Origin of the sequence: Lentzea albidocapillata, from assembly GCF_000719115.1 — a bacterium.
GTDB classification, from domain to species: Bacteria; Actinomycetota; Actinomycetes; order Mycobacteriales; family Pseudonocardiaceae; genus Lentzea; species Lentzea albidocapillata.
On sequence record NZ_JOEA01000014.1, the window covers coordinates 145,720 to 170,734 of the forward strand.

The window sequence follows — 25,015 nt, forward strand, 5'->3', positions numbered from 1 at the left end:
TCATGTCCTCATCGTTGAGTCGACGCAGGCTCTTCCAAGCCGCGGGCGTGGCCGCCATCGCGACCACGGCACCGTCACTGGTGGCGGGGTCAGCGCAGGCGGCCTCGGTACCGCCTGTGCGCGCCGACGCCGGCGTGTCGGCCCACCCGTTCGACCTGTCCGAGGTCCGGCTGACACAGGGCCGGTGGCTGGACAACCAGAACCGGACGCTGTCCTACCTGCGTTTCGTCGACGTCGACCGGCTGCTCTACAACTTCCGCGCCAACCACCGGCTGTCCACGAACGGCGCCGCCGCGCTGGGCGGATGGGAGGCGCCGGACTTCCCGTTCCGCACGCACAGCCAGGGGCACTTCCTCACGGCCTGGGCGCAGGCGTGGGCGGTCCTGGGCGACACGACGTGCCGGGACAGGGCGAACCACATGGTCGCGGAACTGGCCAAGTGCCAGGCGAACAACGCGGCGGCCGGCTTCAACACCGGGTACCTCTCGGGCTTCCCCGAGTCGGACTTCGACGCGCTGGAGAACGGCTCCCCCAAGTCCGTCTCGTACTACTCGCTGCACAAGACCCTCGCGGGGCTGCTGGACGTGTGGCGCCACATCGGCAACACCCAGGCGCGCGACGTGCTGCTGCGCTTCGCCGGATGGGTCGACTGGCGCACGGCCCGGCTGTCCTACAGCAGGATGCAGTCCGTTCTGGGCACCGAGTTCGGCGGGATGAACGCCGTGCTCGCCGATCTCTACCAGCAGACGGGCGACTCCCGCTGGCTGACGGCGGCCCAGCGGTTCGACCACGCCGCCGTGTTCGACCCGCTCGCGTCCGGCCAGGACCGCCTCAACGGCCTGCACGCCAACACCCAGGTGCCGAAGTGGATCGGCGCGGCACGTGAGTACAAGGCGACGGGGACCACCCGCTACCGCGACATCGCCCTCAACGCCTGGAACATCACCATCGGCGCGCACACCTACGCCATCGGCGGCAACAGCCAGGCAGAGCACTTCCGCGCACCCAACGCCATCGCCGCCTACCTGAGCACCGATACGTGCGAGGCATGCAACACCTACAACATGCTCAGGCTGACGCGCGAACTGTGGCTGACCGACCCCGGCCGGGCGGCCTACTTCGACTACTACGAGCGCGCCCTGCTCAACCACCTGATCGGCCAGCAGAACCCGGCGGACCCTCACGGCCACACCTGCTACTTCACCGGGCTCAATCCCGGTCACCGGCGCGGCGACACCGGCCCGGCGTGGGGCGGCGGTCACTGGAGCACGGACTACGGCACGTTCTGGTGCTGCCAGGGCACCGGACTGGAGACCAACACCAAGCTCGCCGACTCGATCTACTTCTTCAGCGGCAGCACCCTGACCGTGAACCTGTACGCGCCGTCGGTGCTGACGTGGTCGTCCCGGCGCATCACCGTCACCCAGACCACGAGCTACCCGGCGAGCGACACCACGACGCTCACCGTCACCGGCAACGCGGCCGGTTCGTGGACGATGCGGTTGCGCATCCCCGCCTGGACCACGGGCGCGACCGTCAGCGTCAACGGCGTGGCGCAGAACGTGACCACGACGCCCGGCACCTACGCGACCCTGACACGCTCGTGGACGTCCGGCGACGTAGTAGCGCTGCGGCTGCCGATGCGCGTGATCGCCCAGCCCGCCAACGACAACGCCGGTGTCGTCGCGCTGACCTACGGCCCGGCGGTGCTCGCGGGCAACTACGGCAACACCAAGCCCTCCGGGCTGCCGTCACTGGACATCGGCTCCGTCACGCGCACCAGCACCTCGTCGCTGGCGTTCACCGCGACGGCGAACGGGACGCGGATCAACCTCGGGCCGTTCCACGACGCCCACGGCTTCAACTACAACGTCTACTGGAGCACCGGCGGCGCCACCGCGAGCCACCGGCTGGTCAACGCGGGCACCGGCATGGTGCTGGGCATCCAGAACATGTCCACAGTGGATGGCGGCCTCGCCGTGCAGTGGCACGACAGCGGAACCGCCGACCACGACTGGCAGATCGTCACCGACGGGTCCGACGTGCGGCTGCGCAACGTCCACAGCGGCAAGGTCCTCGGTGTGGAGAACATGTCCACGGCCGACAACGCCCGCGTCCTGCAGTGGTCCGACAACGGAACCGCCGACCACAGGTGGACGTTCGTCCCCGGCGGCGACGGCACCTACAAGATCCGCAACGCCCACAGCGGAAAGCTGCTCGGCGTCCTCGACGGCTCCACCACCGCGGGTGCGCAGGTCGTGCAGGACTCGGACAACGGCACCGCGGACAACCGCTGGCGCCTGGTCGCGAACTGAACGCGTGGTGCGTGTCCCCGGTGGTTTCCGGGACACGCACCACGTCGGTTCTCAGCCGAAGTTCACGTCACTGCACCACATGTACGCCTGGTCCAGGTGTGAGGCCTGCCAGATCGTGAACACCACGTGGTGGCCGCGGTACGCGCCGGAGGTCTGGACGTCGAACCTGATGTCCTTGGCCGGAGCGAACCTGCCGGTCTGCGTGATGAAGTCGAGGTTGCCCCAGCCCAGTCTCTGGGTGGCCGGGTCGAACCCGTTCTTGCTGATGTAGACGCGCAGGTAGTCGGCTCCGTGACTGGCCTGGTCGTACAGGTGCATCGAGAAGCTGCTGCCCAGGTTGGTGGTCTTCCACCGGCCGGGCGTGTTCAGGGAGTTGTTGCGCGTCAGGGCGTTGCTGCAGAGCTGTCCGTCCGGAGTGGCCGCCTGGAAGTTCCCGCGGAGGCCGTCCCGCAGCGCGCTCATCCAGTTCCACATGGTGTCGGCGTTGGCCTGGAAGGCCTGCCAGCACATGGGATCCTGTTGCTGCATGGCCGGGTTCGTGTGCTGGCTGCCCCACGTCTGCCAGCACTGGTAGGCGCGGGTGGCCGGACCGACGATCGTGCCGTGGGCCGACGCCGTGGGCGTCCAGAGGAACGTGCAGACCAGCACGCTGACGACGAGCGCGATCAAGCCCCGCCGTCTGGTGAGCGACCCGAAGGTGCTGCGCTTGCGCATGAATGAGCCTCCGATCTCCGATGATCGACGTTCAAACAGCAGCGGCGGATTGGGAGCGCTCCCAGGCCATCAACCCTACAGATAACGCTGAGAGATCACAAGAGTACGCGGAGTGATCACGGGGATCGGCCTGGCCTTGCCGGCGAATCCATCAAGCGAACGCCACCGGGCGCACTTAGCGTCGGGGCATGTCCCTGATCTTCTCCAGCGTCGTCGACGCTCCCCTCGACGAGGTGTTCGCCTGGCACGCGCGGCCGGGCGCCATCCACCGGCTCTCGCCGCCGTGGCAGCCGGTGGGGGTCGTGAGCGAGGCGAGCACCCTCGACGGTGGTCGTGCCGTGCTGGGGTTGCCGCTCGGACTGCGCTGGGGTGCGCGGCACACCGGCTTCGAGCCGCCGCACCGGTTCGTCGACGAGCTGGACTCCGCGCCGCTGAGCTGGGCGCTGAAGTGGCGGCACATCCACGAGTTCGCGGCGGAGGGCGAGCGGACGAGGATGACCGACCGCGTGGAGACGCCGGTTCCCGGTGCGCTGCTGCGGTCGATGTTCGCCTACCGGCACCGCCAGCTCGCCGCCGACCTGGCGGCCCAGGCCTCCGCGCGGAAGGCGGGCGACCGGCCGCTCACGGTGGCGATCACCGGTGGCAGCGGGTTCGTGGGCACGGCACTGTGGTCGTTCCTGAGCACGGCGGGCCACCGGGTGGTGAAGCTGGTCCGCCGCTCCCCCGCCGCTGTGGACGAGCGACGCTGGGATCCCGGTCACCCGGCGCCCGATCTTCTGTCCGATGTGGACGCTGTGGTGCACCTGGCGGGCGCGTCGATCGCGGGCAGGTTCACCGACGCGCACCGGCGGGCGATCCGTTCGTCCAGGATCGGACCGACCAGAGCACTCGCCGAGCTTGCCTCCGCCACCGGTGTGCCGGTGTTCGTCAGCGCGTCCGCGATCGGCTTCTACGGCGCCGACCGCGGCAACGAGGAGCTCACCGAGGACAGCGAGCGGGGCGAGGGCTTCCTCGCGGACGTGGTCGCCGACTGGGAGGCCGCGACCGCACCGGCCGCGTCGGCCGGCGTGCGGGTGGTGAACGTTCGCACCGGACTGGTCCAGTCCCCCGACGGCGGCACGCTGCGACTCTTCCACCCGCTGTTCGCCGCCGGGCTGGGCGGGCGGCTCGGTGACGGGCGAATGTGGCAGTCGTGGATCGGCATGGACGACCTGGTCGACGTCTACCACCGCGCGCTCTACGACAACGAGCTCAGCGGACCGGTCAACGCCGTCGCCCCCGACGCCGTGCGCAACAGCACCTACGCCGCCACGCTCGCGAAGGTGCTGCGCCGGCCCGCGCTGCTGCCGGTGCCGTTGTCCGGGCCGCGGCTCCTGCTGGGTGAGCAGGGCGCGCGCGAGCTCGCCGAGGCGAGTCAGCTGGTCCGGCCCGCCGCGCTGGCCAAGGCCGGGCACCGGTTCCGGTATCCGGACCTGGAACCGGCACTGCGGCACGTGCTGGGCCGCGTGCGTTAGTTGACTCGACACACCGAACAAGGCAAGGGGGATGCCCGAGTGCGACTGAGGTTGAACGACTTCATGGACCCGGAGCTGGCGCGGCACGTCGAGGAGGCCCAGGCCGAGAACACCCGCAGGGGAAGCAGAAGGGGCCCGGCCAACGCCGGTGAACTGGGGGAGATGAGGCCCGCCACGCTCGGCGGTTCGACGACGGTCGAGGCGAACGGCCGGCGGGTGCCCGTCAGGATCCACGAGCCGGCAGGCCGTCCGAACGGCGTCTACCTCCACTTCCACGGCGGCGGCTTCTACCTGGGTGTCACGGCGCAGGACGACGAACGCGACCGGCGGCTCGCGGACGCGCTCGGCATCGTGGTCGTCGGCGTCGAGTACCGGCTCGCTCCGGAGCACCCGTGGCCGGCCGCGCCCGACGACGCCGAGACGGCGGCGCGGTGGCTGATCGAGCACGCCGAGGAACGCTTCGGCACCCGCCGGATGGTCATCGGCGGCTTCTCGGCGGGCGCCACCCTCGCCGTGACGACGCTGCTCCGGCTGCGCGACCACCCGTTCGCCGGCGCGGCACTCCAGTTCGGCACGTACGACCTGAGCGGCCTCACCCCCGCCGGGCGGCTGATCGCGGACGAGTACTTCATCGAGGCCTACGCGGGACAGGCGCCCGACCGCACCGTCCCGGACATCTCACCGGTCTACGGCGACCTGCGCGGTCTGCCGCCGCTGCTGATGGTCGTCGGAGCCCTGGACGTCCTGCTGGAGGACAACCTGGCGATGGCGGCACGGGTGGCGGCGGTGGGCGAGGTGGACCTGCGGGTCTACCCGGAGTCCCGGCACGGCTTCACCAACCGCGACACGACGATCGCCCGGACGGCACGCCACGACATCGAGCAGTGGATCGCCGCGCGCGCGATCGAGGTAAGGGTGCCCTGACCGACCAGGCCGGGCGGGAGCTAACGTAGCCCGTCGTGAGCATGGTCGTGGAGCAACGCGTGCCCGAGGCCGCGCCCGGGGAGAGTCCGCACCGGCGGCGCCGGCTCGGGCTGGCGGGTCTGCTGGTGCTGCTCGCCGTGACGGCGGTGCTGTCGCTGGTGATCGGCGCGCGGTCGCTCACCCCGGCCGAGGTGTGGCAGGGGTTGTTCGGCGATCCCGGCGACGACCAGCGGCTCGTCGAGATCACGCTGATCGTGCAGACGCTGCGCGTGCCGCGGACGGTGCTCGCGATCGTGGCGGGCATCGGGCTCGGCGTCGCGGGCGCGTTGATCCAGGGGCACACCCGCAACCCCATCGCGGACACCGGACTCCTCGGCGTCAACTCCGGGGCGTCGTTCGCCGTGGTGCTCTCGGTCTACCTGTTCGGCCTGCAGAACCCGGTCCAGTACATGTGGTTCGCGTTCCTCGGGGCCGGGGTGGCGGGCGTGGTGGTGTTCGGGCTCTCGAGCCTCGGGCGCGGCGCGGGCAACCCCCTCACGCTCGCGCTGGCCGGGCAGGGCGTCACGGTGTTCCTGGCCGCGATGACGACCGCGGTCGCGCTGGGCGACAAGCAGACGCTCGACGTGCTGCGGTTCTGGAACGCGGGTTCGGTGCAGGGCGTCGGGTTCGACGTGATCATGGTCGCGGCGATCTTCATCGGTGTCGGCCTCGTGCTGGCGCTGATCAACCTGCCCGTGATCAACCTGCTCAACCTCGGTGACGACGTCGCGCGCGGCCTCGGCGTGAACATCGTGGCCGGCCGCACCGTCGGCGTCCTGGCCGTCACGCTGCTCGCGGGCGCGGCCACGGCGGCGTGCGGGCCGATCGCGTTCCTCGGCCTGATGGTCGCGCACGTCGCGCGGTGGTTCACCGGGCCGGACTACCGCTGGCTGGTGCCGTACGCGGGGTTGCTCGGCGCGGGCGTGCTGCTGCTCGGCGACATCGCGGGCCGGCTTGTCGTGCGTCCCGCCGAACTGCAGGCCGGCATCGTCATCGCACTCATCGGCGCCCCGTTCTTCGCGGTGCTGGTCTGGCTCGGGAAGTTCAGGCAGACATGACCATCGCACCGGAAGCACCCGAAATGCACCGCGGCCTGCGCGTCGGCGGCTGGTCCTGGGTCTGGCGGCCGTGGTCGGTGCTCGTCACGGTCGTGCTGGCCGCGCTGACGTTCCTGATCTTCTGCGTGTCGATCGCGGTCGGCGACTTCACCATCGAACTGCCCGCCGTGTTCAGGACGCTCATCGGGCAGGGCGAGCGGGTCGACGAGTTCGTGATCATGGATCTGCGGATGCCGCGATCTCTCGTCGGTCTCATCGCCGGGGTCGCGCTCGGCATCTCCGGCGCGCTGACCCAGTCGATCGCCCGCAACGCGCTGGCCAGCCCGGACGTGCTCGGCATCACCGGCGGCGCCAGCGCCACGGCGGTCTTCGTCGTGACGGCCGGCGGCGGCACGGCGATCGGCAGCGCCGTCGGGCTTTCCACGGCCGCGCTCACCGGCGGGCTGCTGACCGGCCTGCTCGTCTACTTCATGGCGTGGAAGAAGGGCATCGACGGGTTCCGGCTGATCCTCATCGGTGTCTCGGTCAACGCGGTCATGCAGGCGCTCACGACGTGGATCCTGGTGCTCGCCGACATCCGCGATGTGGCCCGCGCGCAGCGGTGGCTCGTCGGTTCGCTCGACTCGCGGTCGTGGACCGAGGTGTGGGCGTCGCTCTGGATCATGGCCGCGCTGGTCGTCGTCGTGCTGGTCGTCGCGTTCCAGATGCAGCCCATGCACTTCGGTGACGACGTCGCCGCGGGGCTCGGTGTGCGCTACTCGGCTGTGCGCGCGGTGCTCCTCCTCTGCGCGGTGCTGTTGGCCGGTGTCGCGGTCTCCGCCGCAGGTCCGGTGCCGTTCGTGGCACTGGTCGCGCCGCAGATCACCATGCGGCTGTTGCGCTCCCCCGTGCCGCCGGTGATGGCGTCGGGGCTCTTCGGCGCGCTGCTGCTGATCGGGTCGGACCTGATCGCGCGGACCTTGCTGCCCAACGACCTGCCCGTCGGCGTCGTCACGGCGATCATCGGTGGTCCGTTCCTCGTCTACCTGCTGGTGCGCTCGAACCTCCGACGCGCGGCCTGAGGTAAGCCTGCATTAAGTAAGGTTGACCTATGACCGCGCTGCGCAACGATGCCGCCCGACTGGGGGCCGAGGGCGTCACGGTCGGGTACGCCGACCGGGTCGTGCTCGACAACCTGGACGTCGCCATCCCGGCCGGGGTGATCACCACGGTCATCGGACCCAACGGCTGCGGCAAGTCGACGTTGCTGCGGACGCTGTCCCGGTTGCTCAAACCGCGCCAGGGCACGGTGCTGCTCGACGGCGGCGACATCGCGCGGCTGAAGACCAAGGACATCGCGAAGCGGATGGGCCTGCTCCCGCAGACCCCGATCGCGCCGGAGGGACTCACGGTCGCCGACCTGGTCGCCCGCGGCCGGCACCCGCACCAGAGCTGGGTGCGCCAGTGGTCGAGCGACGACGCGGACATCGTCGCCAGGGCGTTGCACATGACGGGCGTGGCCGATCTCGCCCACCGTCCGGTCGACTCGCTCTCGGGCGGCCAGCGGCAGCGGGTGTGGATCTCCATGACGCTCGCGCAGGGCACCGATCTGCTGCTGCTGGACGAACCGACGACCTATCTCGACCTCGCGCACGCGATCGACGTGATCGACCTCGTCGACGACCTCCACGAGGGCGGCTGCACGATCGTCATGGTCCTGCACGATCTGAACCTGGCCGTTCGGTACAGCGACAACCTGATCGTGATGAAGTCGGGATCAATCGTCGCGCAGGGGCATCCGAGCGAAGTGATCACGAGCGAGTTGTTGCTGGACACGTTCGGTCTGCAGGCGAAAGTCATCGACGATCCCGTCAGCGAGCGTCCATTGATCGTCCCTATCGGCCGGACACACGTGGTATCGAAGAGTGACCAAGACCTAAGTTAGCCTGCCCTAACCGGGTGATAAGGTTCGGCTGTCCTAATTTCCCCCGCCGCGTGGGCAGCGAAGAACGAGGTGCCGAATGGGCCAGAGAACGACCATGACCTGGAAGCGACTGACCGCTGTGGCAGCAGCCGTGGTGGTCGGTGCCAGCGTCCTCGCCGGGTGCGGTTCTTCCACGCCTGCCACGACCCCGGGCGCGGGCAACGCCTCCGGTGGCACGTTCCCGACCAAGGTCGAGCACTTCTTCGGCACGACGGAGATCAAGGAAGCGCCCAAGCGCGTCGTCTCCGTCGGCTACACCGACGAACAGACGCTGCTCGCGCTGGGCGTCGTCCCGGTCGGCATGGTCGACCAGTACCCGAACCCCGAGGGCAAGAAGCCCGACATCAACACCCAGTGGCCGTGGGTGAAGGACAAGTGGGGTTCGGCCACGCCCGAGGTCATCATGAAGAACGGCGACACCGAGCCGAACTTCGAGAAGATCGCCGAGCTCCGCCCGGACCTGATCGTCGCCGTCTACTCCGAGGCGACCCAGGAGTGGTACGACAAGCTCAGCAAGATCGCCCCGACGGTCGGCCGCACCAAGGAGGAGAAGGAGCCCTTCTCCGCCAAGTGGCAGGACAACGCGCTGCAGGTCGCGAAGGCGATCGGCAAGGCTGACGAGGGCGCCAAGGCCATCAAGGCGATCGACGACAAGCTCGCCGAGGCCAAGAAGGCGAACCCGGCCTGGGCGAACGAGACCGCGGTCGTCGCGTCCTGGTACAAGGACGCCATCGGGCCGTTCGCCACGACCGACGTGCGCGGACAGGTCCTCTCCGGCATCGGTTTCAAGGGCAACACGAAGGTCGACGAGCTCGCGGCCGGCAAGTTCTTCGTGTCGCTGTCCCCCGAGCGCATCGACGTGATGAACGTCGACCGCATCTTCATCATCAACGACGAGGCGGACCTGAAGGCGCTCAAGGGTTTCGAGCTCTTCAACAACCTGCCCGCGGTCAAGGCCGGCAAGGTCCACTACATCCTCGACGGCGAGGGCCCGGCCATCGGTGCCGCGATCTCGCAGGCGACCCTCGCGTCCATGCCGTACGCGGTGGACGAGCTCGTGAAGGCCGCCAAGTCCGTCGGCTGATCCAGTGGTGTGGCTCGGAACGTCGGCGAGGTAATCCACGCTCAGCAGGGCACCTCGCGGCGTCTGACCGCGAATTCCCCGGCAACCTTCCGACCCACACCACTAGTTCTGACACAACAGTTCCAGCGAAAGGCCTCCCCTCGTGACCACGAGCGTCTCCGGCGCGCCGGCGAAGATCCTGCGCACGGCGTCCGGGCGGGAGGCTTCTCGCTGGGTGTACGACCACTGCCGTTCCGCCCCCGGTCTGCCGATCGCCACCGTGCTGGCGACGGTGGCCGGGGCGGTGCTGCAGATCGTCCCGGTGTTCCTGCTGGGCACCGTCGTGGACGGGGTCGTGCAGGGCCGCGACGCGTCGATCCTCTGGACGATCGGCATCGCGACGGTCGTCTCGGCACTGGCCGGCGCGGCCATGACCGCGGTCTCGACCTACCTCGTCGGCCGGGTGGGCGCGGACATGCTGGCGCGCCTGCGGGAAGGCGCGGTCCGCGCGGTGCTCGGGATGCCCAGCGCGCGCATCGAGGAAGTCGGCCGCGGTGACGTGCTCTCCCGCGTGGGTGACGACGTCGCCGTCATCTCCAAGGGTTTCCGCACGGCGATCCCGACGATCTTCTCCGCGGTGGTCCTGGTCGTCATCGCCACCGGCGGCATGTTCGGGCTCGACTGGCGGCTCGGTCTCGCCGGCGCCTGCGCGCTGCCCGCCTACTGGCTGGCGTTGCGCTGGTACCTGCCGCGGTCGCAGCCGCTCTACCGCGCCCGTTCCGAGGCCCAGGCCGATCGCGCGCAGGCGTTGATCAGCGGCCTCGACGGCATTGCGACCGTGCGTGCCTACCGCCTGGAGAACGCGTTCCGGGACAAGGTGACCGCCGAATCGTGGCGGGTGCGCAACATCGGCATCGACGTCTTCCGGTTCTTCGGCCGGTTCATCGGACGCGAGAACCGCGCCGAGTTCATCGGGCTCGGGCTGATCATCGTCGTCGGCTACCTCCTGGTGACCAACGGGCAGTCGTCGCTGGGCCAGGTCTCCGTCGCGGCCCTGTTGTTCCACAAGTTGTTCGTACCGCTCGGCCTGATCATGGCCTTCTTCGACGAGGCGCAGAAATCCGGCGCGGGGCTGACGCGTCTGGTCGGCGTGACCACCGAATCCGACGGTGACGAACTCGTGCGCAGCGCGGTGGCCGTCGATCCCGACGCACGGCCACTTCCGGTGTCGGTGCGCGGGCTTTCCTTCCGCTACCCCGAATCCGAGCACGACGTGCTGCGGGACGTCGACCTGGAGATCCCGGCGGGAACGTCGCTGGCGCTCGTCGGCGCGACCGGCGCGGGCAAGACGACGCTGGCGGCGCTGGTCGCCGGGACCGGCACGCCGCTGACCGGATCCGTGCACATCGGCGAGTCCGACCTGGCCGGTCTGGACGAGGCGGGAGCCCGCGCGCTCGTCAGCATCCTGACCCAGGAAGCGCACGTGTTCGCCGGTCCACTGGCCGAGGATCTCCGTTTGGCCGCACCGGATGCGACCGACGACGAGCTGATGGACGCGTTGCGGACCGTGGGCGCGGATTCGTGGGTCGAAGCGTTGCCGCAGGGCCTGCGGACCGATGTCGGCGAGGGCGGCGAACGACTCGACGTGACCAAGGTCGCCCAGATCGCGCTGGCCCGCCTGGTGCTCGGCCGCTCCCCCGTCGTCGTGCTGGACGAGTCGACGGCCGAGGCCGGCAGCCAGGGTGCCGCCGCGCTGGAACGAGCCGCGCTCGCGGCGTGCCGGGGCCGCACCACACTCCTGGTCGCGCACCGCCTGACCCAGGCCATCGCGGCGGACCGGATCGCCGTTCTCGACGCGGGTCGCGTGCTGGAACACGGAACTCACGAAGAACTTGTCGCGCGTGACGGGCGTTACGCTGCCCTTTGGGCCGCTTGGCGATTCGGAACCTCAAGTACTTAGGTTAGGCTTCCTTCACCGATCGTGAAGGGATGGCTGAGTCGTCGATGGAACAGATGGCCGAGCACGACGTACTTCTTTCGACCGCCCGGATCGCCTCCGTCCGGCGCCGTGCCGGTGAGTACCCGCAGCGGACCATCGCCGTCGCGAGTGCCGTCGCCCTGAACCACTGGGCCATTCCCGGTTTCGCGGTCGACGGGTTCGAGCTCACCCCCGCGACGTTGTTCAGCGACGTGCTCGTGTGGGCCGACAAGGGCCAGAACTCCGATGTCGCCGAACGGCCCGACGGCTGGGCGATCCCCTTGCCGAACGGCGTCGACCTGGCTGCGGCGCAACGGGTCCTGGGCGACCTGGCCGAGTTCCCCAACCGCGCCATCGGCACCCTGACGTCCCGGACGGCCGACGACCGGCTCGCGGACCTGGCCCGCTGGAACGACAACGAGTTCCCGCGCGACCGGCCGAGCATCGTCGAGCTGTTCCGCGAGCAGGCCCGGCAACGCCCGGACGCCGTCGCGATCAACGACGGCGACCGCGCGTTCACCTACGGCGAGGCGCTGGCCCGGTCCAACCAGCTCGCCCGCCACCTGATCGCCCGCGGTCTCACCACCGAACAGGTCGTCGGCATCTCGCTGCCCCGCTCGGCCGAGATGGTGATCAGCCTGCTCGCCGTGCTGCAGGCGGGGGCCGCGTTCGTGCCGCTCGATCCGCAGTGGCCGGTTTCCCGCCGCGAGTCCGTCATCACCGACGCGCAGGTCGTCCTGCTTCTGGGCGCCGGTCAGGAGAACGAGCCCGAAGCAGTCGCGGTCGACCTGGACGACTGGGGGTTCGGCGAGCACTCCGCCGATCCCACCGATGTCACGATCCGCGGCGCGCAGCTGGCGTACGTGATGTTCACGTCCGGCTCGACCGGCCGCCCCAAGGGCGCCATGATCCGGCACGAGGCGATCAGCGAACGCCTGCTGTGGCAGGTCGACCAGATCCTCCACTTCGGACACTCCGACGCGTCGCTGTTCAAGGCGCCGCTGTCGTTCGACATCTCCATCAACGAGATCTTCCTGCCGCTGGTGTGCGGCGGCCGGACCGTTGTGGTGCGGTCCGGTGGTGAACGCGATCCGCACCACCTGCTGCACACGATCGACCGCCACCGCGTGACGTTCGTGTACCTGGTGTCGTCGATGCTGGACGTGCTGCTGAACATCGCGGGCGACGGCGAACTCGCCAGCCTGCGGCACGTGTGGTGCGGCGGCGAGGTGCTCACGCCCGAGCTGTACGAACGGTTCCGCACGCGGCTCGACATCCCGATGTACCACGGCTACGGCCCGGCCGAGGCCACGATCGGCGTCTCGCACGTGATCTACCGCGGCGAGGCCGAGCGGCTGTCGACGTCGATCGGCAAGGCCAACCCCAACACCGACCTGTACGTGCTGGACGACGAGCTGCGGCCATGCCCGGTCGGCGTCGGCGGTGAGCTCTACATCGGCGGATTCCTGCTGGGGCGCGGTTATGTGAACGCTCCGGGGCTGACGGCGTCGCGGTTCGTCGCGAACCCGTTCGCCACCGACGGTTCGCGCCTCTACCGGACCGGCGACCTGGCGCGGTTCGCGCCGGACGGTTCGCTCGACTTCCTCGGCCGCGTCGACAACCAGGTCAAGATCCGCGGCATGCGGCTGGAGCTGGAGGACGTCGAGGTCGCGCTCGCCGAGCACCCCGCGGTCCGCCACACCTGTGTCGTGGTGCGCAAGAACTCCGCCGGTGGCAACTACCTCGTCGGGTACGTCGTGCCGTCGGACGAGGGCCTGACCTCGGACGCCGTGAAGCAGTGGGCGACCGGGCACCTCGTCGAGTACATGGTGCCCACGCACATCGTGGTGATGAGCGAGTTCCCGTTGACCGCCAACGGAAAGCTCGACCGCCGCGCGCTGCCCGAGCCCGTGGTGGAGACCGGTCCGGTGACCGCCGCCGCCACCGACGACGAGGCCGTGATCTGCGCGGCCGTCGCCTCGGTGCTGCGGGTCGAGCAGGTCGGCGCGGACCAGGACTTCTTCGAGCTGGGCGGCGACAGCATCCTCGCGATCTCGTTGCTCAGCGCGTTGCGCGCGGAAGGCGTGTTCGTCACCGCCACTCAGATCTTCGTCAACCGCACGCCGCGCGCGCTCGCCGCCGTCGCGTCCCGTGATGGTGCTTCGACTGTCGACCACGACGACGTGCCGACCGGCCCGGTGGCTGGTCTGCCGATCGTGCAGTGGCTCGGCGAGACGACGGACGCGATCGACGGGTTCGTGCAGTCGGTCGTGCTCAACACCCCGGCCGAGCTGACTCCAGAGGCGCTCACCCAGATCCTGAACGCGCTGGTCGAGCGGCACGACATGTTGCGCGCCAAGCTGGTCCGGGGCTCGAGCTGGTCGTTCGACATCCCCGCGGACGGGCCTGTGCTGTGGGAGGAGAGCGACGCGCCGCTGGAGGAGTGCGTCGCCGCGGCCACCGGGGGACTCGACCCGGACGCGGGCATCATGCTGCGCGCGGTGTGGCGGCCGCAGGCCCGGCAGCTCGTGCTCGTGATCCACCACGTCGTGATCGACGGTGTCTCGTGGCGCATCCTGTTCGACGACCTCGCGCTGGCGTGGCAGCAGATCTCCTCCGGTACGGCCGTGGAACTCCGCCCCGTCGGCACATCGTTCCGGCGCTGGACCCAGTTGCTGGAGCAGGCCTCGTTCTCGGCCGACCGCGCGTACTACGAGCGCGCACTGCCGGGCGTGGACCAGTTGCTCGGCCGGCGTGAGCTGACTGACGCCGACGTGGTCGCGGGTGAGCAGGTCCGCACCGTGACGGTCGGTTCCCGGGCCACCGCGGCGTTGCTGAGCGACGTGCCGGCGTTGTTCCACGCAGGAGTCAACGACGTGCTGCTGACCGGTCTCGCGGTCGCGCTGGCCCGGTGGCGGCGTGACAACGGTCAGGACCAGACGTTCGCGCACGTCGAACTCGAGGGCCACGGCCGCGAAGGCCGGTTCGTGCCGCGCGACCCCGATCTGTCGCGCACGGTCGGCTGGTTCACGACGTTGTTCCCGGTGACGGTGGACCCGGTCGACGTCGACGACCTCGGTACGGCTCTCAAGCGCGTCAAGGAAGACCTCGCTCGGGTGCCGAGCAACGGCGTCTCCTACGGTGCTCTGAAGTACCTGCGCGACGAGCGGTTCGACGCGTCGCGCCCGCAGGTGCTGTTCAACTACCTCGGCCGGTTCGCCGGCGGCACGACCGGGGACTGGCAGCTCGCGGAGAACGCCGGGCAGCTCGGCGAGAAGCGCGATCCGGCGATGCGGCTGCCGCGCGCCCTGGAGTTCAACGCCTCCGCCGAACCCGGTGCCGACGGCGAACTCGAACTGGTCACCGTCCTGTCGTGGCCGTCCGGGGTCTTCACCGACTCCGACATCGCCAGGATCGGCGAGTACTTCGTCGCCGCGCTCGAAGGCCTGGCGGAGATCACCGCCGGTGGCCACTCCCCCAGCGACTTCCCGTTGCTGCCGCTCACCCAGGCCGACGTCGACGCGCTGGACTCCCCGGCGTTGCGCGAGATCCTGCCGCTGACGCCGTTGCAGGAAGGCCTGTACTTCCACTCCATCTTCGACGACGACTCCGCGCACCGCTACGTCGAGCAGCAGCTGCTGACGCTGACCGGCGCCGTCGACGCCAAGCGGCTCGAGGAAGCGGCGACGCGGGTGTTCGACCTGTTCCCGAACCTGGCCGCGCGGTTCACGAGCCTCGCCGACGGCCGGGTCGTGTCGGTACTGGAGTCGGGTGTGCGGCCGGTGTTCACCACGGTGAACGGCCAGGGCATGTCCGACGAGGAGATCGGCGCGCTCGCCGAACGCGACCGCGTCGCCGGGTTCGACCTCGCCACCGGACCGCTGATGCGCTACACGCTGGTGCTCACCGCGCCACAGCGGTACGTGCTGATCCAGACCGTGCACCACATCATCGCCGACGGCTGGTCGGTGCCGCCGATGCTGCGCGCACTGCTGGCCGAGTACGACGCGCCGGGTTCGGTGCACGTGCGCGGCAGCTACTCCGGCTACGTGCGGTGGCTCGTCGAGAGCGACGCCGCCGAGAGCGACCGCGTCTGGGCGCACGAACTGGAAGGCCTGACCGGACCGTCGATCACCGTGCCGGAGCACCTGCCGTCCGAGCGGTTCGCCGACATGGCCCTGGACGCACCGTCCGATGTGGACGAACGACTGCGGGCGGCCGGGGTGTCGCTCAGCGTCGCCGTGCACAGCGCGTGGGCCGTGACACTCGGCGGGATCCTGGGCAGTCAGGACGTCGTGTTCGGCTCGACGGTGTCGGGCCGTGACGCCGACGTGCCCGGCATCGACGAGCTCGTCGGCCTGTTCATCAACACCATTCCCGTGCGCGCCAGGTGGTCCGGCGACACGACCGCCCGCGAACTGCTGGACGCGATGCGCGAGCACCAGACAGCGGTGTTGCCGCACCAGCACGTGTCGCTGACCAGGATCGGCCGACTCGTAGGCGCCGGTTCGCTCTTCGACACGCTCGTGGTGTTCGACGTCGCGACCGACGTGACCTCGTTGCGCAGCGACTCGTTCGGCATCGCGGACGTCGTCAACGAGGGCGCGCCGCACTACCCGCTGACCCTGGTGGTCGCACGCCGGCACGACGGCTCGCTGTGGTTCAACCTGGTGCACGACACCGCGGTCGTCCGCCCGGCGGGTGCCCGCCGGATCGTGGAGACCTTCGCCGGCACCCTCACCGCGCTGCTGGCCGGAGAGAGCGTTCCCGTGCCGCGGAGCGTCGAGGGTGCTGTGGTCGAGCCCGCCACGCTGGCCGGCCTCGTCGACGCGGCCGCGGATCGTGCACCCGACGCGCGTGCCGTGACGTTCTGCCGGATCGACGGCACCTCGGAAAGCCTGTCGTACGGTGAACTGGCCGAGGCGAAGACCCGGCTGGCGCGCACGCTCGCAAACGCGGGGGTCGGGCCGCACCAGCGGGTCGCGGTCGCCGTGCCCCGGTCGCTGGAGCAGGTCGTCTCGCTCATCGCGGTCGTGTCCGCCGGTGGCGCGTACGTGCCGCTGGACGCGGCGTACCCGGACGACCGGCTCGAGTACCTGATCTCCGACACCGCGCCGCAGGTCGTGCTCATCGCCCCCGAACAGCGCGACCGCTTCGCCGCGATCGTCTCCCGGACCGGCGGCACCGCACGGGTGGTGGCGATCGGCGACGAGGTGCCCGGTGCCGGCGTGATCACCCCGGCGTCCTGTGACCACCCGGCGTACGTGATCTACACGTCCGGGTCGACGGGCAAGCCCAAGGGCGCGGTGGTGTCGCACCGCAACGCGGTGACGTACCTGGCGAACATCCAGCCGGACACAGGTTTCGGGCCCGGCGACGTGATTCCGCTGTTCCACTCGTTCTCGTTCGACTCCTCGGTGCTGGAGCTGTGGGGCGCGCTGACCAACGGCGCCGAACTGGTGGTGCCCGATCGCGGGCTGACCCGCTCGCCGGTCGACTTCCACCGGCTGGTGCGCGAGCGCGGCCTCACCTACGTCGTCCAGACGCCGTCGGCGTTCTACCAGTTCATCGAGGCGGACAAGCACTGCGAGCCGGTCACGTCCGTGCGCCGGTTCTCCATCGGCGGTGAGCTGCTGGAGCTCAGCCGGTTGCGCGACTGGGTGGCGCGGTACGGCACCCGCCGGCCGGAGCTGATCAACACCTACGGCCCGACCGAGTCCACTGTGTACACCTCACGGCACGTGCTCGACGACTCCGACTTCGAGCCCGGCCGTGCCGACGGCTGCCCGATCGGCACGCCCGTGCCCGGGCAGCGGACCTACGTGCTCGACGAGCGGTTGCGGCCGGTCGGGCCTGGTGTCGCCGGCACGCTCTACCTCTCCGGCCCGCAGGTCTCGTACGGCTACTCGAACCGGCCGGGGCTCTCGGCGAGCCGGTTCGTCGCCGACCCGTTCGCGGGCGACGGATCCCGGATGTACCACACCGGTGACCTGGCCCAGTGGAACCTGGACGGCGAGCTCGAGTTCCTCGGCCGAAGCGACGACCAGGTGCAGCTGCACGGCTTCCGCATCGAAATGGGCGAGGTCGAGGCCGTCCTGCGCGAGGTCGCCGGCGTGGTCGACGCGGCGGTGACCGTGGCGGACACCGCCGACCACCTCGTCGCGCACGTCGTGGGCACGCCGCCCGCCGACTTCGCGGCCGTGCTCGCCGCGAAACTGCCGCAGCACATGGTGCCGCAGCGGATCATCGCGCTGGACGAGCTGCCGCTGAACGTCAGCGGCAAGCTGGACCGCGCCGCGCTGCTGGCACGTGCCCGCGAAGATGAGACACCGGTCGTCGCGGCGGACACCTCCGTGCTCGACTCATTGGTCGAGATCTTCCGCTCCGCCCTGCCGGAGTCCGATGTGGACGCTGACACCGACTACTTCGTGGCGGGCGGCGACAGCATCATCGCGATCGGTGTGGTGAACCGGGCGCGGGCGCTGGGGGTGAGGTTCTCGCCCCGCGACATGTTCCTGCACAAGACCCCGCGGGCGCTTGCGGAGAAGTTCGCCGCGCAGCAGCAGGCCCCGGTCGTGGAGGAGATCTCCGACGGCCCGGTCGTGCCGACGCCGATCGTGTTGCGGCTGCGGGAGCTCGGCGGGTCGCTCGACGGTTTCGCGCAGGCCAGGCAGCTGGAGTGCGCAAGCCTGGAGAACGCCCGGCGCGCGGCGAACGCGGTCGTGGCAACGCATCCCGCGTTGCGGCTGCGGCTGAACACCGACCAGGGCGTGTGGTCGCTGCGGACCGAACCGGCGGCAGAGATCGACGTCGTGGTGTCGGCGGACGACCCGCAGGAGGCCGCCGAGGCCGCCGCAGGAAGGCTGGACGCCGAAGCCGGTGTCATGGCGGCGTTCACGTGGCTGGAGAACAGCCACACGCTCGTCGTCGTGGTGCACCACTTCGCCGTGGACGCCGTGTCCTGGATGATCCTGCTCGAAGACCTCGCCGTCGCAATGCGCGGCAACGAGCTGGCGCCGGTGACGACGTCGTTCGCCTCGTACGCCGCGGCGTTGACGCTGGACGCCCAGTCCGGCGGCGACCTGAGCCGGTGGATCGAGACGCTCAGCGCCCCGGTGCTCACACCGCAGCTCGGTGAGCGGCGCGAGGTCACCGTCACGCTGGCCGCCGACATCACCGGCCGCGTCGTGCGGACCGCACCGACCGCACTCGGCGTCGGCCTGACCGAACTGCTGTGCGGCGCGTTGCGGACCGCGCTCACCGAGATCCAGAGCACGCCGACGGACCTGGTGATCGACCTGGAACGGCACGGCCGCGTCCCTGCCGCCGAGCACCACGACTACACCCGCACGGTCGGCTGGTTCACCGCGGTCGCGCCCGTGCGGCTCGGCCCCGCCACCGATCCGGTCGCGGCGGCCCGGGAGGTCGTCACGCGGCAACCGGACGAGGTCGCGCACGTCGGGTTCGGTCAGCTGCGCTACCTGAACCCACAGACGGGACCCGTGCTGGCCACGTTGCCCCGGCCGCAGGTGCTGTTCAACTACCTCGGCCGCGCCAGCGAGTCGCAGGCACTGCACGTCGATCCCGAGAACCGGCCGAGCCCGTACGCGGTCGAGGTCAACTGCTGGGTCGACGCCACCGGCTCGCTGCGCGCCACGTTCGGGCTGACCGAGGACGTGTCGGACGAGATCGCGGCACGGTGGCTGATGGCGCTCGAACGGATCGCGGACGCCTCGGTGACCGTGCGGCGCACCGCGCCGGTCTCGCCACTGCAGCGCGGCCTCTACTTCCAGGCGGAGCTGGCCGGGAAGTCCGGTCAGTACGTGGCGCAGAGCTCCTTCACGTTCGACCGGCGGCTCGACCCCCACGCGCTCGGCAGGGCGTTCGCACACGTCGTCGCGAAGCACCCGGTGGTCGGTGCGGGCTTCGAGTCCGACGAGAACGGCACGCCGGTGCAGGTGCTGGGCGTCAGCGGCAAGGTGCCGGTGCGGACCGTCGACGTGCTGAACGAGGACGCCGTCGAGGCGTTGCGCGTCGAGGACCGCGCGACGGGCTTCGACCTGACCATACCGCCGCTGGTGCGGCTGACGATCCTGCGACTGCCGAACGGCCAGGACACGCTGCTGTTCACCAGCCACCTGCTGCTGTGGGACGGCTGGTCGCGCGGGATCGTGCTGGACGACCTGTTCGACGCCTACCGCGCGCTCCTCGCGGGCGAGACCGTCGACTCGACGCCCGCCACGCCGAGTTTCGAGAGCTACACCCGTGCGCTGGCCGAGAAGGACGCCGAGGCGGCGCAACGGTTCTGGGCGGACTACCTCGCCGGCCTCCCCGGCCCGACACTCCTCGGTGACGGGTCCACTTCGGACTCGCTGCCGGCCAAGATCGTGCGGACGTTGCCGGTCGAGGCGTCGAACCGGGTGCGGGAGGCCGCGCGCCGGTACGGCGTGACGGTGAACTCGGTGGTCACCGGTGCGCTCGGGCTGGCGCTCGGCCGGGAGACAGGTCGCGGCGACGCGGTGTTCGGCGTGACGGTGTCCGGACGTGAGCAGGAGGGCACCGAGGGCATCGTCGGCGTCCTGCTGAACACCGTGCCGATGCGGGTGACAGCTCGGCCACACGACACCGTGGGCGAGTTCCTGGCGTCCGTTCAGGACTCGCGGGTCGCGACGATGGAGCACGAGCACTTCGGGCTCGGCGAGATCCAGCGCGCGAGCGGCCACGACCAGCTGTTCGACAGCCTGTTCGTGCTGCAGAACTTCCTGGACGACGACACGTTCACCGAGTTCAACGAGAAGAACGGCATCACCGGCCACGAGGCGGAGGACTCGACGCACTACCCGTTCACGTGGGTCGTGACGCCGGGCGAGGAGCTCACGGTCAAGGTCGAGTACCGGCCGGACGTCACCGATCCCGCGTTCGCACAACGGTTGTTCGACGGGTACCTGCGGGTGCTCGACGAACTCACCCGCGCGGACGGCCTGCTCGGCGCGGTCGGCGGCTCGGTGGTGACGCCGGAGCTCAACCCCGCCAACGACTTCGGCGACCTCACCGTGGTCGACCTCTTCGACCAGGCGGCCGACCGCGACCCGGACCGCGTCGCTCTCGTCGCGCACGGCAGGACGATGACGTTCGCGGAACTGCGCGACCGCAGCCGGCACCTGGCCGGAGTGTTGTCCGCCAAGGGGATCGGCGTCGAAACCTCGGTCGCCATCGCGGTGCCGCGGTCGCTCGACTGGGTCGTGGCGTTGTTCGGCATCCTGCGCTGCGGCGCGGCGTACGTGCCGCTGGAGCTGGACCACCCGGACGAGCGGATCGCCTCGATCATCGACGACGCGCAACCGGCGTTGATCATCACGACGAGCGCGGTGGCACCGAGGATCCAGGGCACCACGTTCAAGCTGGACGAGCCGTGGCCGGACGCCGAGCCGGTGATCACGTTCGCACCCGGCGATCCCGACCGGCTCAAGCACGCGGCCTACACGATCTACACCTCGGGTTCGACCGGCAAGCCCAAGGGCGTCGTGACCGAGTACGCCGGCCTGACCAACATGCTCGTCAACCACCAGCGGCGGATCTTCGAGCCGGTGCTGGCCGAGCACGGGCACCGGACGTTCCGGATCGCGCACACCGTGTCGTTCGCCTTCGACATGTCGTGGGAGGAGCTGCTCTGGCTCGCCGACGGCCACGAGGTGCACATCTGCGACGAGGAGCTGCGCCGCGACGCGACGGGCCTGGTCGAGTACTGCCTGCAGCACGAGATCGACGTCATCAACGTGACACCGACCTACGCGCAGCAACTGGTGGCCGAAGGGCTGCTGGGCGCCGAACACAAGCCGGCGCTCGTGCTGCTGGGCGGTGAGGCCGTCACGCCGACGCTGTGGCAGCAGCTCGCGGACACTCCGGGCACGATCGGCTACAACCTCTACGGGCCGACGGAGTACACGATCAACACGCTGGGCGTCGGCACGTTCGACTGCGTCGACCCGGTGGTCGGCGTGGCGATCGACAACACCGACGTCTACGTCCTCGACCCGTGGCTGCGGCACGTGCCGGACGGCGTCGCCGGTGAGCTCTACGTGTCTGGCGTGGGCATCGCGCGCGGCTACCTCGGGCAGCCGGGGCAGTCCGCCGAACGGTTCGTGGCCTGCCCGTGGGTGCCCGGTGAGCGGATGTACCGGACCGGTGACCTGGTGATCCGGCGCCCGGACGGCAACCTGCTCTACCTGGGCCGCACGGACAAGCAGGTCAAGATCCGCGGCCACCGCGTCGAGCTGGGCGAGGTCGAGGCACGGTTCGCGGCACATCCGGGCGTCCGGTTCGTCGCGGCCGTCGCGCAGGCCGACCCGCAGGTCGACGGCGCGTACCGGCTCGCGGCCTACCTGGTGCTGGCCGACGGGGCGGACATCCCGTCGATCGCGGCGGAGGCCGGGGCCGGTTTGCCGGACTACCTGCGGCCGTCGCACTACGCCGCGGTGGACGCGATCCCGCTCACGGTCAACGGCAAGGCGGACACGTCGGCCTTGCCCGAGGCCCGTCCGCTCGGCACCCTGATGACCAAGGCCGAGGACCGGGAACTGACCGAGACCGAGACGCTCGTCCGCGAGATGTTCGCGGAGGCACTCGACCTCGACGAGGACGAGGTGGGCATGGCGAGCGGCTTCACCGAGCTGGGCGGGCACTCGATGCTCGCGGTGCGGCTCATCGGACTGCTCCGCCGCGAGTTCGGCCCCGTCGTCACGATCCGCGACCTGCTGTCCCTCTCCACCCCCGAAGCGATTGCGCGCCAAGTTGACGAACACTGAAGTCCACACGGGCAAGGAGATCCTGAGGATCGCCTTGCGCCGCAACCGCGGCGCCATGACGTCCGGGACCCTGCTGATGGGGTCCTACCAGGCCGCCGAGACCGCTGTGCCGATCCTGCTCGGCGTGATCGTCGAGTACGCGCTGCGCGGCGGGCAGCTCAGCTCGCTCGGGCTGGCGCTGCTCACGCTCGGGCTCGTCATGGCGACGGTGTCGTACTCGTGGCGGTTCGGCATGCGGATCCTGCAGAAGGCGAACACGACCGAGGCGCACCGGTGGCGGGTCGAGGTCGCGGACCGCGGCCTGCAGCCGGTGGCGCGCGAGGTCGACCTGAAGTCCGGCGAGGTGCTCACCATCGCCACCGAGGACGCCGACCAGACCGCGGACATCATCGAGGTGGTGCCGCTGCTGGTCAGCTCGCTGGTGTCGGTGGTCATCACGGGTGTCGTGCTGGCGGTGATCAGCGTGCCGCTGGGTGTGCTGGTGTTCGCCGGCACGGCGGCGATCCTCAGCGTGCTCAGCGTGATGTCGCGGCGAATCGGCAGCAACACCCAGGTGCAGCAGGCGAAGGTGGCACGGGCCGGGGCGAAGGTGTCCGACCTGATCGCCGGCTTGCGGCCGCTGCACGGGTTCGGCGGCAGCTACGCGGCCTTCCAGGCCTACCGCCGGGTGAGCACCGAGGCGAAGCAGCAGTCGATCGTCGTGGCGCGGGTCAACGGCGTCTACGCCGGGCTGGCGCTGGCCCTGAACTCGTTGCTGGCGGCGGCGGTGACGCTGTGGGCGGGCTTGCTGACGTTCCGGGGCGAGATCACCATCGGCCAGCTGGTGATGGTGGTCGGGCTGGCGCAGTTCCTGATCGAGCCGCTGAAGCTGTTCTCGGAGATGCCCAAGTACGTGATGATGGCGCGGGCCTCCGCCGAACGGATGGCGCTGGTCCTCGCCGCCCCCGCGCGGATGACCCCCGGTGTCGAGGAGGTCGTTTCGGCGAGCGGGCTCGAAGTCGCCGATGTCACGCACGGAACGTTGCGGGACCTGACGTTCTCGGTGCAGCCCGGTGAGTTCGTGGCCATCGCCGCGTACCAGCCGCAGGCCGCCGCCGAACTGGCCGCCGTGCTGTCCGTCGAGGTTCCTCCGGCTTCGTACTCGGGTGTGGTCCGGGTGGGCAAGCAGGAGGTCGCGGCGCTGACGATCGAGAGCGTGCGCACCCACCTGCTGGTCAACCCGTCGCACCACGAGGTGTTCGCGGGAACGTTGCGGGAGAACGTCGATCCGGCCGGCACCAGCACGCTGGTGGACGAGGCGGTGTCCGCCGCGATGCTGACCGACGTCGTGGCCCTGCACTCCGACGGCCTCGACTACGCCGTGCGCGACCGGGGCGCGAACCTGTCCGGCGGGCAGCGGCAGCGGCTGTCGCTCGCGCGGGCGTTGGCCGCGAACCCGGAGATCCTGGTGCTGCACGACCCGACGACGGCCGTCGACGCGGTGACCGAGCAGCTCATCGCCCGCAACCTGACCGAGTTGCGCCGCGGCCGGACGACCATCGTGATCACCAGCAGCCCGGCGTTGCTCGACGTGGCCGACCGGGTGATCGTGCTGGACGGCGGCACGGTCGCGTCCGAGGGCACGCACCGCGAACTGCTCGGCCGCGACTCCTCCTACCAGCTGGCGGTGGCACGATGACGAGGTTCGAGTGGCGTGGAGGCCCGGCCTCCCTGCGGTTCGAGAGCGTGCTGGACCCGGTCGAGCTGACCCACGAGAAGGACGACCTGTGGTCCGCCGATGTCGAGATGCCGGCCCGGCTGCGCGTGACCTACCACTTCTTCGCGGAGGGCGAGGAGCACGCCGACCCGTCGAATCCCGCCGGGGCGGGCCCGAACCGGTCGATCTTCACCACACCGGACCTGGAGCCGCAGCCGCACTGGCCCATCGTGGGGCCGGACGAGGTGCTGGACGTACCAACGCTCCGCATCCGCTGGAACGGTTCGTTGGGACGCAAGACGGTTCGCGTGCACCAGGGCGGCGAGCCGGTCGTGCTGCTGCTCGACGGCGACGACTGGATGTACGTGCACCCTGCCGTCGCCGCGTTCGAGTCGGCGGTGAAGAACGGCGAGATGCCGCCCGCCACGCTGGTCTTCCTTCCCACGCCTCGTGATCGCGATGCCGAGTACAGCTCTTCCAAGCTGTGGCAGGCGATCCGGGACGAGCTGCTGCCGTTGCTCGCCTCGAACGGCGTGACCGTGGACCTGTCGCGGTTCGTGGTGGCCGGGCAGAGCCTGGGCGGCCTCAGCGCGTTCCAGGCGGCGCTGGACTTCCCCTCGCTGGTGTCGAAGGTGGCGTGCCAGTCCGGGTCGTTCTGGTACGCCCGCGACCTGCCCGAGCACGGACTCTCGCTCGACGGCCCAGCCGGTGGTGACACCGCTTCACGTCTGCCCGCGGTGCCGGATCTGTCCGGGCTGCGGGTCGCGTTCGACGTCGGTGAGCACGAGCCGAGGATGCACCGGCACTGCTCGGTGGTGGAAGAGCTTGCGGCGCAGGCAGGTGCGACCGTGCGGGTGAACCGCTCCCCCGCCGGGCACGACCGGGCAGGCTGGCGGCACGCGCTGGTGCGCGACGTCGCCTGGTTGCTCAGTTAGGTTCCGGCCCT

12 protein-coding genes are annotated in these 25,015 nt (G+C 70.2%); 11 read left to right on the top strand and 1 reads right to left on the bottom strand.

The window, feature by feature from the left end:
• Window positions 1-2 precede the first annotated feature (2 nt).
• The gene (locus tag IG04_RS0122350; protein WP_030478638.1) at window positions 3-2,315 is read left to right on the top strand and encodes a beta-L-arabinofuranosidase domain-containing protein; all 2,313 of its coding nucleotides are present in this window, start codon (window positions 3-5) and stop codon (window positions 2,313-2,315) included.
• Window positions 2,316-2,366: 51 nt separating this feature from the next.
• Here the strand turns inward: IG04_RS0122350 and IG04_RS0122355 are convergent, their stop codons facing one another.
• Window positions 2,367-3,029: a lytic polysaccharide monooxygenase auxiliary activity family 9 protein gene (locus tag IG04_RS0122355; RefSeq protein WP_030478639.1), complete on the bottom strand. Its 663-nt coding sequence runs from the start codon at window positions 3,027-3,029 to the stop codon at window positions 2,367-2,369.
• Between the two features lie 188 nt (window positions 3,030-3,217).
• Between IG04_RS0122355 and IG04_RS0122360 the strand changes: the two genes are divergently transcribed.
• The 10 genes from IG04_RS0122360 to IG04_RS0122405 all read left to right on the top strand — a co-directional run bounded on the left by IG04_RS0122360 (window position 3,218) and on the right by IG04_RS0122405 (window position 25,004).
• Window positions 3,218-4,543, top strand: a complete 1,326-nt coding sequence (locus IG04_RS0122360) for a TIGR01777 family oxidoreductase (protein ID WP_030478640.1) — start codon at window positions 3,218-3,220, stop codon at window positions 4,541-4,543.
• A gap of 39 nt (window positions 4,544-4,582) precedes the next feature.
• Complete coding sequence (locus IG04_RS0122365) at window positions 4,583-5,467, top strand: alpha/beta hydrolase (RefSeq protein ID WP_030478641.1); 885 nt, start codon at window positions 4,583-4,585, stop codon at window positions 5,465-5,467.
• A 41-nt stretch (window positions 5,468-5,508) separates the two neighbouring features.
• Window positions 5,509-6,564 (top strand): FecCD family ABC transporter permease, encoded by a 1,056-nt coding sequence (locus IG04_RS0122370; protein WP_030478642.1) that lies wholly within the window; start codon window positions 5,509-5,511, stop codon window positions 6,562-6,564.
• Window positions 6,561-7,625 carry a FecCD family ABC transporter permease gene (locus tag IG04_RS0122375; RefSeq protein ID WP_030478643.1) on the top strand — a complete coding sequence of 355 codons (1,065 nt, stop codon included), beginning with the start codon at window positions 6,561-6,563 and terminating at the stop codon, window positions 7,623-7,625. Before IG04_RS0122370 ends, IG04_RS0122375 begins: the two co-directional genes overlap by 4 nt.
• Before the next feature lie 29 nt (window positions 7,626-7,654).
• Window positions 7,655-8,488: an ABC transporter ATP-binding protein gene (locus tag IG04_RS0122380; protein ID WP_030478644.1), complete on the top strand. Its 834-nt coding sequence runs from the start codon at window positions 7,655-7,657 to the stop codon at window positions 8,486-8,488.
• Between the two features lie 94 nt (window positions 8,489-8,582).
• Window positions 8,583-9,611 (top strand): iron-siderophore ABC transporter substrate-binding protein, encoded by a 1,029-nt coding sequence (locus tag IG04_RS0122385; protein WP_211257793.1) that lies wholly within the window; start codon window positions 8,583-8,585, stop codon window positions 9,609-9,611.
• 142 nt (window positions 9,612-9,753) lie between these two features.
• The gene (locus IG04_RS0122390; RefSeq protein WP_030478646.1) at window positions 9,754-11,550 is read left to right on the top strand and encodes an ABC transporter ATP-binding protein; all 1,797 of its coding nucleotides are present in this window, start codon (window positions 9,754-9,756) and stop codon (window positions 11,548-11,550) included.
• Window positions 11,551-11,579: 29 nt separating this feature from the next.
• Complete coding sequence (locus IG04_RS0122395) at window positions 11,580-22,373, top strand: non-ribosomal peptide synthetase (RefSeq protein ID WP_211257794.1); 10,794 nt, start codon at window positions 11,580-11,582, stop codon at window positions 22,371-22,373.
• Entirely contained in the window at window positions 22,360-24,051 is a 1,692-nt protein-coding gene (locus IG04_RS0122400) for an ABC transporter ATP-binding protein (protein WP_030478648.1), read from the top strand. Before IG04_RS0122395 ends, IG04_RS0122400 begins: the two co-directional genes overlap by 14 nt.
• Entirely contained in the window at window positions 24,048-25,004 is a 957-nt protein-coding gene (locus IG04_RS0122405) for an alpha/beta hydrolase (RefSeq protein WP_051770420.1), read from the top strand. Before IG04_RS0122400 ends, IG04_RS0122405 begins: the two co-directional genes overlap by 4 nt.
• Window positions 25,005-25,015: the final 11 nt, after the last annotated feature.

Coding starts and splice junctions, on each gene's coding strand:
- IG04_RS0122350 (WP_030478638.1), top strand. CDS start 3: ATGTCCTCATCGTTGAGTCGACGCAGGCTCTTCCAAGCCGCGGGCGTG.
- IG04_RS0122355 (WP_030478639.1), bottom strand. CDS start 3,029: ATGCGCAAGCGCAGCACCTTCGGGTCGCTCACCAGACGGCGGGGCTTG.
- IG04_RS0122360 (WP_030478640.1), top strand. CDS start 3,218: ATGTCCCTGATCTTCTCCAGCGTCGTCGACGCTCCCCTCGACGAGGTG.
- IG04_RS0122370 (WP_030478642.1), top strand. CDS start 5,509: ATGGTCGTGGAGCAACGCGTGCCCGAGGCCGCGCCCGGGGAGAGTCCG.
- IG04_RS0122375 (WP_030478643.1), top strand. CDS start 6,561: ATGACCATCGCACCGGAAGCACCCGAAATGCACCGCGGCCTGCGCGTC.
- IG04_RS0122380 (WP_030478644.1), top strand. CDS start 7,655: ATGACCGCGCTGCGCAACGATGCCGCCCGACTGGGGGCCGAGGGCGTC.
- IG04_RS0122385 (WP_211257793.1), top strand. CDS start 8,583: ATGACCTGGAAGCGACTGACCGCTGTGGCAGCAGCCGTGGTGGTCGGT.
- IG04_RS0122395 (WP_211257794.1), top strand. CDS start 11,580: ATGGCTGAGTCGTCGATGGAACAGATGGCCGAGCACGACGTACTTCTT.
- IG04_RS0122405 (WP_051770420.1), top strand. CDS start 24,048: ATGACGAGGTTCGAGTGGCGTGGAGGCCCGGCCTCCCTGCGGTTCGAG.